The 15,887-nt window shown below is 69.4% G+C and carries 15 protein-coding genes and 3 pseudogenes; 8 read left to right on the top strand and 10 right to left on the bottom strand.

Annotation, left to right across the window (positions count from 1 at the left end; genetic code table 11):
• Positions 1–49: 49 nt before the first annotated feature.
• Entirely contained in the window at positions 50–1,165 is a 1,116-nt protein-coding gene (locus tag EAO77_RS19605) for a hypothetical protein (RefSeq protein ID WP_147989592.1), read from the bottom strand.
• Positions 1,166–1,387: 222 nt separating this feature from the next.
• On the opposite strand from EAO77_RS19605, the gene EAO77_RS19600 reads away from it, so the two are divergent.
• On the top strand, positions 1,388–2,884 hold the full coding sequence (locus EAO77_RS19600; protein WP_147989591.1) for a S1 RNA-binding domain-containing protein: 1,497 nt from the start codon (positions 1,388–1,390) through the stop codon (positions 2,882–2,884).
• Positions 2,885–2,981: 97 nt separating this feature from the next.
• On the opposite strand, the gene EAO77_RS19595 is transcribed toward EAO77_RS19600, so the two are convergent.
• The 6 genes from EAO77_RS19595 to EAO77_RS19570 all read right to left on the bottom strand — a co-directional run bounded on the left by EAO77_RS19595 (position 2,982) and on the right by EAO77_RS19570 (position 8,001).
• A complete protein-coding gene (locus tag EAO77_RS19595) occupies positions 2,982–3,335 on the bottom strand; it encodes a DUF4352 domain-containing protein (RefSeq protein ID WP_147989590.1) in 354 nt (117 codons plus the stop codon).
• 696 nt (positions 3,336–4,031) lie between these two features.
• Positions 4,032–4,244: a hypothetical protein gene (locus EAO77_RS19590; RefSeq protein ID WP_147989589.1), complete on the bottom strand. Its 213-nt coding sequence runs from the start codon at positions 4,242–4,244 to the stop codon at positions 4,032–4,034.
• Positions 4,245–4,648: 404 nt separating this feature from the next.
• Complete coding sequence (locus EAO77_RS19585; protein ID WP_187283315.1) at positions 4,649–5,503, bottom strand: WD40 repeat domain-containing protein; 855 nt, start codon at positions 5,501–5,503, stop codon at positions 4,649–4,651.
• Positions 5,475–6,776 carry a serine/threonine-protein kinase gene (locus tag EAO77_RS19580; protein ID WP_147989587.1) on the bottom strand — a complete coding sequence of 434 codons (1,302 nt, stop codon included), beginning with the start codon at positions 6,774–6,776 and terminating at the stop codon, positions 5,475–5,477. The genes EAO77_RS19585 and EAO77_RS19580 overlap by 29 nt, the downstream gene beginning before the upstream one ends.
• Before the next feature lie 197 nt (positions 6,777–6,973).
• Positions 6,974–7,651 carry a DUF6461 domain-containing protein gene (locus tag EAO77_RS19575; RefSeq protein ID WP_261994037.1) on the bottom strand — a complete coding sequence of 226 codons (678 nt, stop codon included), beginning with the start codon at positions 7,649–7,651 and terminating at the stop codon, positions 6,974–6,976.
• 38 nt (positions 7,652–7,689) lie between these two features.
• A complete protein-coding gene (locus EAO77_RS19570) occupies positions 7,690–8,001 on the bottom strand; it encodes a hypothetical protein (protein WP_147989586.1) in 312 nt (103 codons plus the stop codon).
• Between the two features lie 194 nt (positions 8,002–8,195).
• Here EAO77_RS19570 and EAO77_RS19565 point away from each other — a divergent pair, with 194 nt between their 5' ends.
• On the top strand, positions 8,196–9,440 hold the full coding sequence (locus tag EAO77_RS19565) for a ParA family protein (RefSeq protein WP_147989585.1): 1,245 nt from the start codon (positions 8,196–8,198) through the stop codon (positions 9,438–9,440).
• On the top strand, positions 9,437–10,570 hold the full coding sequence (locus EAO77_RS19560) for a ParB/RepB/Spo0J family partition protein (RefSeq protein ID WP_147989584.1): 1,134 nt from the start codon (positions 9,437–9,439) through the stop codon (positions 10,568–10,570). Before EAO77_RS19565 ends, EAO77_RS19560 begins: the two co-directional genes overlap by 4 nt.
• An 86-nt stretch (positions 10,571–10,656) precedes the next feature.
• Here EAO77_RS19560 and EAO77_RS40135 read toward each other — a convergent pair whose 3' ends face one another.
• Together EAO77_RS40135 and EAO77_RS40130 are read right to left on the bottom strand one after the other, a co-directional pair.
• Entirely contained in the window at positions 10,657–10,863 is a 207-nt protein-coding gene (locus EAO77_RS40135; protein ID WP_261994036.1) for a hypothetical protein, read from the bottom strand.
• Positions 10,864–11,198: 335 nt separating this feature from the next.
• Positions 11,199–11,855, bottom strand: coding sequence for a hypothetical protein (locus EAO77_RS40130; protein WP_187283314.1), 657 nt, complete (start codon positions 11,853–11,855; stop codon positions 11,199–11,201).
• 226 nt (positions 11,856–12,081) lie between these two features.
• Between EAO77_RS40130 and EAO77_RS19545 the strand changes: the two are divergent.
• Positions 12,082–12,503 (top strand): annotated as a pseudogene (locus EAO77_RS19545) (hypothetical protein).
• Between the two features lie 72 nt (positions 12,504–12,575).
• On the opposite strand, the pseudogene EAO77_RS19540 reads toward EAO77_RS19545, so the two are convergent.
• Positions 12,576–12,809: pseudogene (locus EAO77_RS19540) on the bottom strand (fic family toxin-antitoxin system, toxin component); the annotation flags it as partial.
• Positions 12,810–12,985: 176 nt separating this feature from the next.
• Between EAO77_RS19540 and EAO77_RS19535 the strand changes: the two are divergent.
• The 4 genes and pseudogenes from EAO77_RS19535 to EAO77_RS19520 all read left to right on the top strand — a co-directional run bounded on the left by EAO77_RS19535 (position 12,986) and on the right by EAO77_RS19520 (position 15,554).
• Positions 12,986–13,231, top strand: coding sequence for a hypothetical protein (locus tag EAO77_RS19535; RefSeq protein ID WP_147989583.1), 246 nt, complete (start codon positions 12,986–12,988; stop codon positions 13,229–13,231).
• A 642-nt stretch (positions 13,232–13,873) separates the two neighbouring features.
• Complete coding sequence (locus EAO77_RS41040; RefSeq protein ID WP_315986101.1) at positions 13,874–14,086, top strand: hypothetical protein; 213 nt, start codon at positions 13,874–13,876, stop codon at positions 14,084–14,086.
• Positions 14,086–14,310 carry a helix-turn-helix domain-containing protein gene (locus EAO77_RS19525; RefSeq protein ID WP_147989582.1) on the top strand — a complete coding sequence of 75 codons (225 nt, stop codon included), beginning with the start codon at positions 14,086–14,088 and terminating at the stop codon, positions 14,308–14,310. Before EAO77_RS41040 ends, EAO77_RS19525 begins: the two co-directional genes overlap by 1 nt.
• A pseudogene (locus EAO77_RS19520) lies at positions 14,310–15,554 on the top strand (tyrosine-type recombinase/integrase). The gene EAO77_RS19525 and the pseudogene EAO77_RS19520 overlap by 1 nt, the downstream one beginning before the upstream one ends.
• Positions 15,555–15,887: the final 333 nt, after the last annotated feature.

Raw genomic sequence — 15,887 nt, 5'->3', positions numbered from 1 at the left:
TGCCCCGTTGTCTCCTGAGCCAGGCCGCCGATACTCGAACCACTGCTGCTCATCCCTCGAACGTGGTCCAGGGGATCCCCAGCTGCCCCAACGGCTTCAGAACGCTGCGATGCACGGCACCTGCCCATACGGAAGTGTTCCCGTGCCACTGGTCCGTGGTCTCGGCGATCAGGCCGGGTGCCACGTGGAACCGTGTGGAGTCGTTCGGCCAGCGCCACGGCTCCCATGGGACGGGTGTAAGCGCCGTGGTCACCTTGTCCACGTGTTCGGCCGCCAGATCGGAGCGCTGGGCGACGTAGGGGGCATTCCTCATGGTCTCGAACAGGGCGAACTGGAGCAGGAAGCCGCTCATGGGCTGGTGCTCGCGGCGCGGCTCGTGGCCGTCCTGGTCGATCCACACCTCAGGGTCGCTGCGGGACGGATCGAACAGCCAGGTGAAGCCGCCCTGGCTCTCGTCCCCGAAAGCGATCAGGCCGTCGCGTGCGGCCCGCCACGAGGAGGGTGTCCGCAGTCGGTTCTGCACGCCGAGCAGCGCGGGCCGACGGCGGGCCAGCCGGCAGAACTCCGCCAGTGGCGGCGGAACGTTGCAGGCGCCCCTGGTCAGCTCGCCGAGGTCTTCGCCGGTTTCGGGTATCCAGCCCTCCACGAACTCCGTCAGCGCTTCGAGCGGGCTGGTGTGCACGCGCGCGAGCCACCCCAGATCAGCCAGCGCCTCGGGCTCAGCAGGCGGCCTGACCCTGTTGAGGAGATCCGAGGGCAGCTCCGGCTCGATGGTGAGGGCCGCGTGCGTCAGTGACCCGTCGGTGTACCGGGCCTGCCCTGCCCCCTGCCTGGCGACTCCCAGGTAGACACAGCCTTCGGGCAACCGGGTCAACAGATGGACGGGCCGCGGGTCCGGCCGCTGAGTCCAACTCGATCCAGGATCGCCCCAGGGATGCCCGAACAGGCGGAGGCCGACGTCGTCCACGAACGGGCCGTAAAGGTGCAACCGGCGGCTGCTCCACACGCCGCTCACGCCGAGGCCGTCGCGGGCATCCGCGATGATCACTGTCGCGGCATCGCCGAGCAGAACGACGGCACCGTCGGTCTCGCAACCGATGACGCCACCTCCCGCCAGGCGCGTCGCATCGGCCTCAGTGAGGAGGTCGCTCGGGCTCAAAGGCATGCACCGGACACTAACGTTGCCTGGCGAGCGCCCCGCGCTTGGCCTCGATCGGCTTCGGCTTGGAAGCTATCCCCAGTGGAGGCAGGGATGGTCCCTGGCTGGATACCGTCCACCAGGCCAATCTCCTCTGCCCCCAGGCCTCCGCCACGCCCGGCTCACCGCGCTACGACCGCAACCGCCACACCACTCCCCCACACCGCGGCCCTGCGCGAGGATGGCGTCATGCTCACCTCCGTCTACCGCGTCACCATGTACGACCCCGCCCACCGCGACGAACACGGCCGCTACAACGGTCCCCTGGCGCCGGTCACCGATCACGGCGAGCGTGAGGCGGCCTACCTGCAAGCGGTCGAGGCGTTCGCGGTGGACGCCGGCGTCGAGTGGTTGCACGTCCGGGAGCCGGCGGTCCCCTCGCTCGTCCACTTCGGCGCCGAACCGCTCGTCGAGGGCTTCGGGCTGGACGGGCTGATCCCCGGCGGTGTGCGCGGTTTCCACGACGGGGCGGTGGTCTCCCTGGCCACAGGGCTGGAGCTGGTGCGGGTCATGCTGCGGGAGCAGGGGGCCTGGTGCCGTCTGGAGATGGAGGGCGTCTTCGCGGTACATGTCGGCTGGGACCAGTACGTCTACGTCTCGACCGGCGCGCCCAGCGAGCGTGCACTGGCACGCACCCGCGAACTCGGGCTCTTTCCAGAGGCGGTGGACGCGTCGCCCCTGGTCATGGAGCTGAACGAAGGCGAGATCCAGCGGCCGGGTGACGACACGTTCTGGGCGGCGCTGGACTGGTCGGTCTCCTCGGGGTGCGCGGGTCTTCTGGAGGAGACGTATGCCGGCGGCGCCGTGCGGTGGCACAGTCTCCTCGACGCCGACCTCGGCGCCGTGCGCGCCGGTCTGGCGCCGCGGGCCCGGCTGGCGGTGTGGCCAGCCCTCTCCCCCGATGTCGGCGCAGTCGTCGCGGCCCTGCCCGACGATGGGCTGATCGAGGGCGTATGGCAGGACGCCGACGGCCGGATCCACAGCGCCGTCGTGGACGAGGAGAGCTTCGCCGAGCTGACCACCCGCCTGTCCGGTGCCATCGCCGCCTGCCTGCTGTCGATGGACGCCGATGAGCGGGTGCCGCTGTTCACCGCCGTCATGCCAGACGAGGACGGCGTCGTCCGCGCACGCTGGGGCACCGCCCCGACTCCCGACGACCGCGCCTGGGCCTTCCTCACGACGCTGCGACGCGGGCAGGTCGTGACGGGGACCGTGACCGGCATCGGGTCCTATGGCCTCACCTTCGTCGATGTCGAGGGCTTCGAGGCCTTCATCAACATCCCCGAGCTGTCGTGGCGCCGCTTCGAGCATCCCTCCGATGTCGTCTCCGTCGGCGAGCTGATCCGGGCGGAGGTCCTGGACGCCGACTTGATGCGCGGATGGCTGGTGCTGTCCCTCAAAGGCTTGCAGGACGACCCGATGTGGGAGCTGACCGGGCTCGTCGGCCGCACGGTCCGCGGCCGTGTCACCAAGCTCATCCCCTTCGGCATCTTCGTGCGCGTCGAGGACCGGCCCGACGGCTTCGAAGGGCTCGTGCACAACGATGAGTTGCTCGGTAGGCGGGCGGACGATCCCCAAGCTGGCATCGCGGTCGGCGACGAGATCCGTGTGAAGGTCCTCGCCGTGGACCCGCCCCGCCGCCGCATCACCCTCTCCGAGTGCCAGGCCGACGCGGTGGAGAGCTGACTCCGCGGCCCGACGGCCAGAGGGGGTCTTCATTACGCCGTAATGAAGCCGCGCTGCAGACCGTGCTGCCTGGGGATGCCGTGCTCCGCCGGCACGATCAGGAGACATTCCCCCGCACGTCCGCGCCGAACAGACCGTCGATGTATGTCACGTACTTCGGGGTGAAGCTGCCCTCGCCCGTGATGACGCCCGTGATGTTCTCGCCGGGCGCGAGATCCGTCGTGTCCATCTGGCTCTTGTCCTCGCCCAACTTCGCGGTGTGCCTCGACTCGTCGGTGTCGGTGATCGCGAAATAGAGCGGGTTGATGCTGATCTTCTCGTCACCGTTGTTGGTGACGGTGACCTGGACGCTGGTGAAGACACCGCCGTCGTGCAGGATGCCCGGCTTGAACGCCGTCTTGGTCGCCGCGATAGTGACACCGGTCTGCACCGCTGGCTCGGGCGGCTTCATGGCTTGGCATCCGCCGGCTTGCTGTCCGGCTTCGATTCGGCCTCGGGCGCCTCGGAGACGGCGGCGGGCTTTCCGGCCCTGTCACCCGAGTCGTCTCCCCCGCTGAACAGCACCCCCAGGAGAAGGATGAACCCGAATACCCCGCCAACGCAGATGCCGGTGGTAGCCCATCCGGAGAGGTCCTGCTTCGGCGGCCGCGGCGGCTGGTAGGGGGCAGGCCCCACGGGCCCGGGTACTGCTGAGCGGCACGGGGTAGCCGTTTCCGGGCGGAGGTGTCCGGCCCTGCGCAGGCTGCCCTGGGCCGTGTCCGAAGGGAGGCGGGGGCTGCTGAGGGTATGTCATGTGGTCTCTCAGGGGTCGGCCGCTGTCGGTGACGACACTCGGCTCGGGGTCCGGTTGATGGTGGGACACCCGATACGGCGCGATGGTTGCGTTACTGGCGGGTTCGCGGCCTCCGTGCAGGGGGACACCCCGTCCGAGCTGCCTCCCAAGCTTCATTACGCCGTAATGGCGCCGCCGCCGCGGACGGCAGAGAAGAGGTAAGCCGGCCCCGCGGTCCAGTGGAGCGCCCGTCGGTCCCGCCTGCCGAAGGCACTCCTCCAGGCGAAGCTGCTCGAGTTTCATTACGGCGTAATACGACGGCGTGCAGCCCGCCTCATTGCCGCAGTACCTCTGCACGGTGCCTGCCGGCGCCCGTCACCAGATGAGCACTCCCCCACCCCTAGCGCCCACGCGCCTCGCAGCCTCCTCGATGGTCGTCAAGCGGTCCTCGATCGCCGACCAGTGTTCCGCGACCCTCCGCACCGGTTCCGTCTCGGCGACGATCCTCTCCAGGTTCTCGCGGAACAGCGGGCACTCCCCCAGGAAGTCCGGGGCCTCGTCGACAAACTCATCAGCGCAGTGCACCACAGTGCCGACACTTCGGGTCCAAAGAGCTCCGCCCCTCCCCGACAGCAGCCAGCAGCGAACATCGTGTTCCTATCCCCACCGCCAGGCTCGTATTACGGCGTAATACGAGCCTGGCCAGCGCGCGGCCCAAGCCCGACCTATGGCTGGCCGGAGCGAGGCAGCGGGGCTTCCAGCACGGCCCCGACCCCCTAGGGCGGCAAGCCTCCACGGCTTCCTGGAGCAGTTCGGCGAAGATGCGCACGAGCTTCTCCCGCTTCGATACCGCCCAGGAGCGGCGGGGCGCCGAGGCGGATCTCATCACCCCCGACGACCTGGTGCTCACCGCGGTCGCCGACGGGCTCGGCTGCCGGCACCTTCACCGGCATCGCGGTGAGGCTTCTTGCGGACGACTGAGCCCCGGTTCGTCACGGCAGCTTCCAAAGCACGATGTGGTGGTAGTAGCCCACCGCGAGGCTGCGCCTATCGGGACTGAAATCGACGGAGGTCGGGGACGCCCCGGCGATGGCCCTGCCGAGCTGTGTCCCGCCTCCACCGCTCTCAGAGTTAAACGTCCGAAGGAGCTTGCCGGTGCGGGTGGACCATACGCCCGTCTCGCCGGACCGGTTTCCCCCCGCCAGGAGTGTCCCGTCCTGACTGAACGCCAGGGAGACGATGTCCTCGTCCGAGCTTAGGACCAGTTCGTCTGCCTTCCGGCGGCTGGCGGCCTCCCAGAGTCCGACCGTTCCGTCGCCGCCGACAGCCAGCAGCTTGCCGTCGGGGGTAGCCGCGACATCACGGGAAGCCAGGCCGGCGTAGGCACCGATCGTTGCCGTGATCGTGCCCCGTCCGACGTCCCAGAAGCGCAGGTTGCCGGAGGTCGTTACGGTGATCGCCGTGCGGCCGCGGTTGGTGAGCACGACCCCGTCGAGGTCACCCCATCCAGGGTCGGTGTGGTCCAGGGGCTGCCGGAGCGTGGCGATCCTGGCACGGGTGCGGACGTCCCACAGCGTGATCGTCCGATTCGAGGCCAGGGCGAGGGTCCCGCCGTCACCGCTGAATGCAAGCGAATACGACGAGATGGCGTTCTCCTGTTCCTTGAGGCCTCGGAGCTCGGCGGTTCTCGTGCGCCCCTGTACGTCCCACAGCATGATGGTCGCGTCCTCGTCGACGCTGGCGAGGAGTCTGCCGTCCGGGGAGAACGTCACGTCGCCGGTGGTGCCGTACTCACCGTCCACGAGCGGTGACGTGACTTCAAGGGTCGTGGCGTCGCAGAGGAGCACGGCACCTGTGCGGTCCCCGACGGCGAGCAGCCGACCGTTCCGGCTGAAGCGGACGGCGGTGAGATAGCTCGGAAACGTCGCCGAGAGGGTGTAGGCGGATGTCCGTTCGGGACCGGCTACCGGGGGACGCCGACACGGAGGGTTCCGGCGACGCGGAGGTCGGTGAAGGGGTCGGGTGCGACCCCTTCCGTGACGACGGCCCGGTGAGCTTGTCCACGACCAGCGCCGTCGCCAGGATCGCACTGGCACCACCGACCCCTCCGAGCAGCAGCGTCCGCCTGCCGGGAAGCCGGCGCCACGCGGGAGGCGGTTCGGGCGGCATCAGCAGAGTGCCGGTGACGGTCGCCTCGCCGTCCCCAATCCGGACGTCCCTAGCCCCGGGGAACCCCAGTACGCGGGCGATCTCCGTGTGCTGCGCGTCGATCAGCGCATGGACGTCGTCGGGCCACGGCCGCACGGACGGCGGGACGGGCCCCAGGAGATCCATGATCTCTCCGGGATCCGGCCGCGCTACCGGATCCTTGGCCAGACACCGCTCGACCAGTTCCCGCAGCAGTCCCGGCATGCCCGTCAGGTCGGGCTCGCCGTGCACCACGTTGTAGAGCGTCATCAGCGCCGAGTCCCCCGTGAACGGGTTGTGTCCCGTGCCAGCCCGGACCAGCACCGCCCCGAGGGAGAACACATCGCTCGCGGGTGTGAGCCGGCGCCCCTCAGCCTGCTCCGGCGACATGAAGGCGGGGGAGCCGACGACCAGACCGGTCCGGGTGATCTCCGTACCGTCACCGGAGTCGGCGGCGCGGGCGATGCCAAAGTCGATGACCCTGGGACCGTCGGCGGAGAGCAGGACGTTCGACGGTTTCAGATCCCGGTGGACCAGGCCCGCGCGATGGATCTCCGTGAGGGCCGCGACGAGTCCGGAGGCCAGCCGCAGGAGAGACGCGGTGGGCAGCGGGCCGGTCCGCTCCACGACCGTCCTCACCGTGGGCCCGGGGACGAACACCGATGCCAGCCAGGGCTGCGACGCCCCCGCGTCCGCACCGACCACGGCTGCCGTGTAGGCGCCCGAGACCCGGCGGGACGCCTCGACCTCACGACGAAAGCGCGCCCTGAACCCGCCGTCCTGCGTGAACTCCTCGTGGACCAGCTTGACCGCCACCAGCCGACCGTCCGGAGAGACGCCGAGGAGCACCCTCCCCATACCGCCCCGGCCCAGCTCCGCCACCAGCCGGAACTCACCGGCGACAAGCTGCTCCGGCTCCCTCAAAGGCTCCATCGGTCCCTCTCCGCGTCGTGACGTCAGGGCTGAAGACCTACCCCCGTGCGGAATGGTTCGATCGGCCGGGCCCTCGTGCCACACACGTGACATGCAGCCCCTCGGGAGCATTCCCCTTGCGTCCGTCACACCCGAAGCAGCGGACGTCCCGCGCGACCGCCTTCATTACGGCGTAATACGAGGGCCCTCCTGCCACGTCACCTGCACGTGGCGCTGCCGCAGACGAACGTGGTCTCCCGCAGGAGCTCCGCTGTGACGCGGACGCCTGTCAGATACCCGGCGAGTGCGAACGCCGCCGGGCCCGCCAGGGAGTCGGCGGTGTCGGAGGTTTCCGCCCAGAACTGGAAGCCGACGCCGTGCATGGGCTGCAGGAGTCCGTCCGGGGTCGTGCCCAACCGCTCGTCCGGAAACATCGGCTCGAACCACAGGCACTTCGTCGTGTCCTCGGCCCACACAAACGCGTCGAGGCCGTTGATGTTCACGAAGTGCGAGACCCATCGGGTGCCCGCGGGCGCCGGCAGGGCCCACTCCTCGCTGACCCCGAGGTATCCGTTGGGCTCGATGATCAGCGTCCAGCCGCCCACGGTCGTCATGGCGAGTAGCTGCCGGGAATCGTCTGCGGACAGAAGGTCGTACGCCGCCTCGTCCGCCTCGTCCGCGCCCGTCCGCGGGGGTTCCCGGCGGCCGTCGAGACGATGGAGGACGTCCGCGGGGGACAGCCCCCGGACCAGGGTGATGCAGTAGGCGTTAGCGAGTTCGGAGAAGTTGTGCTCGAACCACAGGTATTCGGCGGCGGTCGCCGTCATGCCCGTGATCATCTCCGACGGCACCGACAGTGGCGTCGGCGCCAGTTCCGCGAGCCCGAGCACCTTCATTACGGCGTAATAAGTGGTGCCGCCGTCGGCGGCGGGCTTCAGAACCCGGCCATGGACTTGTCGAAGAGGCCGCCCACGGCACCCTGCATGCTGCACCGGACCGAGTGTCCTGCCCTGCGGCGCAGCCCGAAGCCGAGGCAGAAGAACAAGGCGAAGATCCTTCCGAGAACCATCCCCGCGAGCGGGTTGTAGACGACGTACGCGGCGCAGGCGATGGCGCTCCAGACGAGGATCGGCAGGAGCGAGCCGCGCAGAACCGTCCACAACCCGATCTGCTCCGGGCCCGACGGCAGCGCGCGGTCGTGCCACACCGTGATGTGGTTCCTGGTCGAGCAATACTCAGCCTTCATGCAGCCATTCCATCATCAGGGCCCGGTTCCTGTGCAGGGCCTGGTGGGGGAGTGGGGGGCCGGCCGACTCGGGCCGCCGTCCATGACGTTATTACGGCGTAATGAAGAACGGCCCGTTTCCTGAAGGCGTGTCAGGACACACTTGGTAACGCGTCGATGCAGCTTTTGATGTTAGAGGTTAGTAAGGTGTCCTCATGACGTCGCCATCATCCGGGGACCGGGAAAAGGTTGTCTCCAAGCTGCCCGGCCCGCTTCAGCAAGAACTGAAGATCCGCACCGCCCAGCGGGGCATCGACATCCAGCACGCCGTCGAAGAAGGCATCAGCGCCTGGCGCGGCCTCGGAGCCAACCTCTCCGCCATCGACACCACCGGCGCCAAGTCCTTCTCCACCTGGCTGCCGTCCGGGCAGTGGGAGGGATTCCGGAGCGACTGCGCCGCCCGAGGCGTGTCCCTGGTGCAGGGACTCGCACAGTCCATCTCCCTGTGGCTGGAGACGAACCCGGCACCAGGAGTGCAGCGCCCCACGGTCGTGAAGCGGATGATCGTCTGCAACCAGAAGGGCGGCGTCGGCAAGACCGCCGTCACCGCGGGCGCGGGCCAGGCTCTCGCCGAGGACCCGGATCGTTTGCACGCGGTCGGGGTGTCCAAGCACTTCGCCAACGCGCGCGCCGGCGCTGACGACGCGACGGGGGAGGAGACCGCGCACGAGCAACTGCCCGGCCTCGGCCTGCGCGTGCTGCTCGTCGACTTCGACCCGCAGGGCCACCTTACCAAGCAGCTCGGCCACGAACTCCTTCCGCTGGACGGCGACAGCCTCACCAAGCACATGGCGGGAGACTCCAAGGGCAAGCTCAAGGACCTCGTCGTCTCCGTCGACGACGAGCGCTTCGGCGACCGGCTGCATCTTCTGCCGTCGTGCACCGACGCCTTCCTCCTGGACGTCAAGCTGTCCGGGGTACGAGCCCGTGAAGCCGCCCTCGAACGGGCTCTGATGCCGCTCGAAGAGGACTACGACGTCATCCTCATCGACTGCCCGCCAAGCCTCGGACTGAGCATGGACGCCGCCGTCTACTATGGCCGGCGCCGCGACGGCGAGGCCCCGGGGAACTCCGGTGTGCTGGTCGTCGTCCAGGCCGAGGACAGCTCGGCCGACGCCTACGGACTCCTCACCGCGCAGATCAGCGACCTCCGCGCGGACATGCACCTCGAACTCGACTACCTCGGCATCGTCGTCAACCACTACGACGCCCGCCGCGGCTTCATCGCCACCTCCTCCCTCGAGAGCTGGATGGCCATAAGGGATCCGCGCGTCGTCGGACTGATCGGGGACCTGAAGGAACAGAAGGAAGCCGTCCGGATGAAGCAGCCGCTGCTTGCCTACGCCCCGCGCTGCACCCAGGCGGTCGCCCTTCGCGCGCTGGCACGGGAGATCGTATGAGCAAGGCATCCAAGCTGGGGATGGGCGCTTCCTTCGCACAGACCCAGTCCGTCAGCGCCCGGCGTCAGGCCATCAACGCCGCGACGAACGCACCGACCGAGGGCACCCCGCCGCCGGTGACGCTCCCCGTCGCGCTCATCAGCCTGAACCCGAGCAACCCCCGTTCGGAACTGGGCGACCTGTCGCAGCTCGCGGGCAGCCTGCGCGACCACGGGCAGAAGCAGGCCATCAGCATCATGTCCCGCTTCTCCTACCTGGAGGCCAACCCCGGCCGGGAGGACCAGCTCGAAGCCGGCACGAAGTACGTCGCTATCGACGGCAACTCCCGCCTGGCGGCAGCCCGCGAGGCCGGGCTCGCCGACATCAAGGTCACCCTCAACGAGGACCTCGGCACCAATCCTGACGAGGTGCTGGAGTCGGCGCTCGTCGCCAACATCCACCGGCGCGACCTCGACCCGCTCGACGAGGCCCGCGCGCTGCAACAACTCCTCGCCGTGCACGGCACCCAGGAAGCGCTCGCCGCCCGGCTGCACCGCTCGCAGGGATGGGTCTCCCAGCGCCTCGCCCTCCTCGGCCTGACGCCGGAGCTCCAGGAGAAACTGGTCGCCGGGGAGGAGCCCGCCGAACTCCTGCGCCGGGTCGGGAACAAGAAGCCCGAGGAGCAGGAGGCGCACCTCGAACGCCTCAAGAGCGAGAAGCAGCGCAAGGCGGCCGTTCCGGCACCCGCGGCTCCCTCTGCCCAGGTGCCTACGACGAAGGCTGCGGTGGAGTCGAACGGCGGCGCGCCGGGGCCCGCGACGGGCGAGGGCGTTCATTACGGCGTAATGACGGAGCCGGCAGCGGGGGAGGGGAGCGGCGCAACACCGGTCGCGGTGGATGAGCCGGAGACGGTACAGGTCCCGGATCCCCGACCCGAGCTGGCGGCCAAGCCCCAGATCAAGATGCCGTGGAACGACGGGGGAGCGGCGATGGAGATCGCCTTCGACAAGCTGACGCGCAGCGGTCAGCGGCAGGCCGCGCTGGCCCGTTACGTCGAACTCGTCGGCGGCGCCGAGGCCTTCGCGGAAGACCTCGCCGCGGAGACCAGTGCCGAGTTCCGCCGCCGGTTGAGCGAGCTGCTGGGCAAGTAGTCCTTGAACGGCTCGGTGCCCGTCCCCCTTCCCGGGGTGCGGGCACCGAGCCGTTGGCCGCGCGGACCGTCGCCCGGGCGTCTTCGCTAGACCAAGGTCAGGAGGTGACCTGTGGGGCCGTAGTCGATCTTCCAGTCGGTGTAGATTCCGCAGAAGCCGTCCCGGGTGCACCGCAGGCCGACCGCCACCCAGCGGACCTCTCCGTCGGCGCCGAGCGAGAACGCGACCGCGGCCTCGAACTCCTCGCTCTCGCAGGGGCAGCAGGCCGCACCGGCTCGTCGTCCTCCCAGCACTCCTCGCTCCAATACTCCTCGCTGTCGGCGAGGAACGCCCGGCTCCCGCAGCTGATGCAGGCGCGTTCTGCTCCGGACGCGTTGACCATCACGGAGAACACCCGGCCGCCGCACTCGGCGCACACGCAGGCAGCGATCAGCACGTGACGGCTGTCGTCACCCCTGCGCAGAACAGTCGCGAACTCCGGGGGAACGTCTTCGCCGACCTGGTCATCAGTACGCATGGGGCGCATCGTGCCAGACGCCTCGGACAGTCGCCGGGACCAGGCCACAGGAGCCACAGGGCGCCCGGCAGCCCGGGGGAGAGGGACGACTCACGGGCTCAGAGCGGCCTTTCAGTGTGCGGCCGCGTGGTAGACGGCACGGCCGCCAGCCGAGTCCGCGGTGACCAGCACTCCCGCCTCGGCGAGGTCGCGGAGGATCTGCCGGGCGCGCTTGTCGGCCACCTGATGGCCGGCCGCCGCGAGCGCGGTCACGGCCCGCCGGGTGTCCCAGGTGCCGCCTGCGCCGTGCGCACGAACGGCCTGCTCCAGCGCCTCCTTCTGCGTCATCCGCTGCCGCGTCCACTCCTCGTGTTCGTTCTCGACACCGGTGAGCGCGGCGAAGAAGACGGGCACCAGGTCCTCGTCCATGGCGTATCCGGCGACTTTGCCGAAGCCGGGCCCCTGCGGGGTGATGGGCGGCTGGATGCTCTCCGGCCACAGCCCCTGCAGGGCGCCCCGCTGGAGGAGTCGCTTCAGCGCGGCCGAGTGACCGCGCAGACTGGTGGTCTCCTCGCCCCGCAGATCGTCCGAGGCGACGTACCCGTCACCGGCCACCGCGAGCGCGACGATCCGCCGCGCCCGGCTCGGCAGCGAGCGGTAGTACGCCTCGGCCCGCTCCCGAGTCCATGTCGCGTCCAACTCGACATGCGCGGCCTGCTCGGCGAGCAGCGCGAGCAGCTTCTCCTGGAACGCGGAGTCGGGTTGATCGACGGTGATGGTGATGCGCACAGGGGCCCCGTTACATAGGACGCGAATAAACCGTTCTTTGACGTGACGTCATCGTAGCGGCCCCAGCAGGGCGAACCGCGGCCCTTCGCCGTCAGGGGTGTGGGACGACGTCATCCGGCATGCCGCTCGGGGAAATGAAGGTGCGTCGGATCAGTGGAACGGGCAGCCTGGCGGGGTAGCTTATCTGCTGTGGGACGAGGTGTGTTGGCTCCTCGACCCTGACTCGATGGGGTCGCTGCCGGACGTGCGGGCCCGGGTGCCTCGGTGGGGGACTCGCAGGCGGTTCACGATCTTGTCGTGGAGCAGGGCTGGAATCACCAGTACTCCGAGGGGGAGTCGATGCTCGAGACGCCTCCGGCGGCCGTTTCGCTGTCCCGCCAGGCGGGAGCCGAGTGCCCGAATCTGGAGGTCTGGCCGGTCGACGGTGTGCTTGCGATCTTCCGGTTCTACTCCGACGAGGAGATCGACTTCGACGTCGACCTGCCGGAGTTGCAGGGCCAGGAGCGCCTCGACGCGTTCAGCGACGTCCTTCGTCAGATGCGGCGGCTGGGCAAGCCAGTGCTGATGGAACCCGAGGGCGGCTACGGCCATCCCGTGCTCGGCTTCGACGCTGGGGCCGACCGCGTCGTTCTCCTCGTGGAGCTGTAGGGCTGAGGTGGGGCGCGGGGCTGTGTTGGGCGGCAGGCCGGTGCTTGGTTGGAGCAGCCGTCTCGGGCCGGCTCAGACCTTCCAGGTCCTCAGCAGCATGGCGATCCGCTCCGCCGTGCACTGCGGGTCGTACAGCTCGTGCGCGAGGGCGGACAGTTGCTCCCTGTCCGGAGCCACCGGTATACCGCTCGCCTCCAGATACATCACCGCCACCGCACACGCCGCGCTGAGATTGGAGTGCTCCAGCCAGCGGAGCCGACCGAGGGTGTGGACGAGGGCGGCGGCGCGGGCGTAGACGCCCTGGTGTCGGCGTACGAGTGGAATGCCCCAGCTCGGTACGGATGAACGTCCCCAGTTCGGTGGCTCGGATCGTGACTTCGACCGCCACGCGGTGGCCGAGAGTGGGACGTGCCGCCCGAGGACGTACGTACGCCGACTCCGACGGAGGAGTTGAGCGCGAAGGTGGCCGTGGCCAACCGGAGGTGGGGACGGTGACCCCTCGCTCGGTACTGCGCTACGAGACCTGGACGCTCCAGTCCGACTGCGAGCCGGACGCGGAGGCGGTCCTGTACGCGATGCAGTGCGCCGTGGACGGAGAGACCTCGCCGACAAGCGGGGACTTCGCCGAACCGCAGGACTGGGTACTGCGGCACTGCGGCCAGAACCCGTCCCACCACACCCACCGGGAGATCATCACCCGCCCGTGGCGGACCTGGCGCCAGACGTGACCCAACCGCTCGCCCAGGCGCCGCACCGCGCTGACCCACCCGACTCCCGTCCCTGCCGGGCGCGGCCGATCGAGGCTCCCCCGCACTCGTCAGCCCCGGCAGGGACGGGTCTTCACGTGTGCGCCGCGCCCATGACTGTGAGGTTCTGGCCTCAGCCCCCGAAAGTTAGCCACGACGGCGGGTGCGCCAACCGATCACCCGTCACGTGTGTCTCGCTCAACCCCGCGCCGGCAGCATTCCAGTTATCTCCCTCGTCACGGTCCCAGCCAGGCACAACGGCCGCGTTCCGGACGACAGCTCCGCCGGGGCGTCGACGCTGCACGGTACGAGCTCGCCGTACGGCTTCTCGGGGGATCCGGCCGGTCTGCTGCTGAGTGGTCGGACAGCGGGGCTTCCGATTGACAGTCCGGCCTATACCCCTGGGCCCTGCGCGCCGAGTGGTCGGCGGCCGTCGCCAGCGGGGCGGCAGACAGGAGCAGGCGGCGGTCACCGACCGCCGGCGCGCGGCGGCCCGCGTCAGCGGGCCACCCTTGAATTAAGTGAAGAAACTCTGAACAGGCACCCCGACAGAAGGGACACGCCCCGAATGGTCACCCTGGACCTGCGCCACGTGGCACCAAGTCCCGCGCCTACTCGACCACCCTGGGCGCGCTGCGCGCCGCTCGCCGCGCCTGGCGCATTGAACAGGCCCGCGCCCACGCCGGCCTGCCCAAGCATGCCCCGGACACCACCCTCGTCGTCGGCCACTGGGCCTTCCAGGGCTCGGGCTACAGCCCCGGCGGCGCGCTCCTCGCCGCCCACGTCTGGCACCGCCGGGAACTGGAACGCCGGTTCATCGCCGAAGAGGGCTGCTGATGACCTCGCCCCCGCCCGCTGTCCTCCACCCGGAGACAGAGCCAGCGCTGGACCTGCTGACGGTGCCCCAGGTCATGGCCCGCCTCCAGCTCGGCCGCTCCGCCGTCTACGCCCTGCTCCGCAACCGCCAGCTCGCCTCCATCACGCTCCGCCGCGCCCGCCGCATCCCCACCCACGCCCTCACCGACTTCATCCACGCCCGACTCGAACAGGAAGCCGCCTGATGACCACATCCCGCGACACACCCGCCTCCCGCCGCGTGCGCGCCAACGGCGACGGAACCGTCTACCAGCGCAAGGACGGCCGCTGGGAAGCCGCCGGATACGTCCTCGCCCCCGGCAACACCCAAAAGCGCGTCCGCGTCTACGGCACCACCCGGAAGGAGGCCCTGGCCAAGCTCACCGAGAAGATCTCCGCCAGCAACCGCGGCCTCCCCGTGCCCTCCGCGCAGGGCAGCCTCGCCGCGTACCTGAACGTACTGGCTGGAGAACGTCGCCATCCACCACCTGCGCGAGAACACCCACACCCGCTACACCACCTGCGTCAGCCGCTACCTCGGCCCCGGCCTCGGCAAGAAAAAGCTCACCAAGCTCACCGCCAAGGACGTCCGCACCTGGCTCAACCAGCTCCGCACCACCTGCCAGTGCTGCGCGCGGGGTATCGACGCCCGGCGCGACCAGCCCGGCTGCTGCGCCGCCGGCCAGTGCTGCCGCAAGCTGCTCTCCCCACTGACGCTCACCTACATCCACTCCGTGCTCAAGTCCGCCCTGGAGCATGCCGTCCGCGAGGAAGAGATCCCGCGCAACGTTGCCCGCAACGTCCGCACCGGCACCGCACGGCCCCGCCGCTTCGAACCCCTCACTGCCGACGAAGCCCGACAGTTCCTCACCGCCGCGCAAGGTCACCGGCTACGCGCGCTGTTCGAACTCGCCCTCCACACCGGACTCCGCAAAGGCGAACTCCTCGGCCTGCGCTGGAAGACTTCGACCTCGACACCGGTACCGCCGCCATCCGCCGAACCCTCCAGCGCACCAACGCGGGCGGGCTCACCACGCTGCCCACCAAGACACGCGCCTCCGAGCGCCGCATCGCCCTCCCCACCCGCTGCGTCCAGTCGCTGAAGCTTCACCACGAGCAGCAGAAGCGCGAGCGGGAGGCCGTGGGCACCACGTGGCAGCGCGACGGGCACGTGTTCACCACGGTGCAGGGCAGGCCGATCGACCCGACTAACCTCACCCGCGCCTTCATCACGCTCCTCCGCACGGCCGGCCTCCGCCGCATCCGCTTCCACGACCTCCGGCACTCCACCGCCACCCTGCTCCTGGAACAGGGCGTCGAACTCGTCGTGATCAAGGAACTCCTCGGCCACGCTCACATCGGCGTCACCGCCACTGTCTACGCCTACGTACGCCTCCGCCTCCAACGGGAGGCCCTGACGACGCTCGGGAACGCCCTCGACCGCCCCTGACCGCGCACAGCAACGGCGGCGAACTTCGCCGCCGTTGCCGTCCGCTACTGCCGTCAGGTGACGCATAACGACAGATAATGGACTAGTGCCGATCTCGACTATTCACTAAAGCGAACGTCGGAACGGTCTGAGGGCACCGGACTTCAGTCCGCATCACCAGCGATGATGCGCGCCGCATCTGTTACTACCTCGCTCCACACTTGGAGCCCTTCAGCCTCGAACTCCTCCAGGAGAGCCCGGCGCACTTCGCCCATCGGCCGCCCATAGTGACTGGCCCGGACACGCTCAAGTGCTCGTTGGTACGCAGCGACATACTCGCGAACCTCCGGCATC

Origin of the sequence: Streptomyces sp. T39 (assembly GCF_008042045.1) — a bacterium.
Classification (GTDB): Bacteria; Actinomycetota; Actinomycetes; order Streptomycetales; family Streptomycetaceae; genus Streptomyces.
The sequence above is the reverse complement of the archived record's forward strand: the minus strand, read 5'-3'. Positions and strand labels throughout refer to the sequence as shown.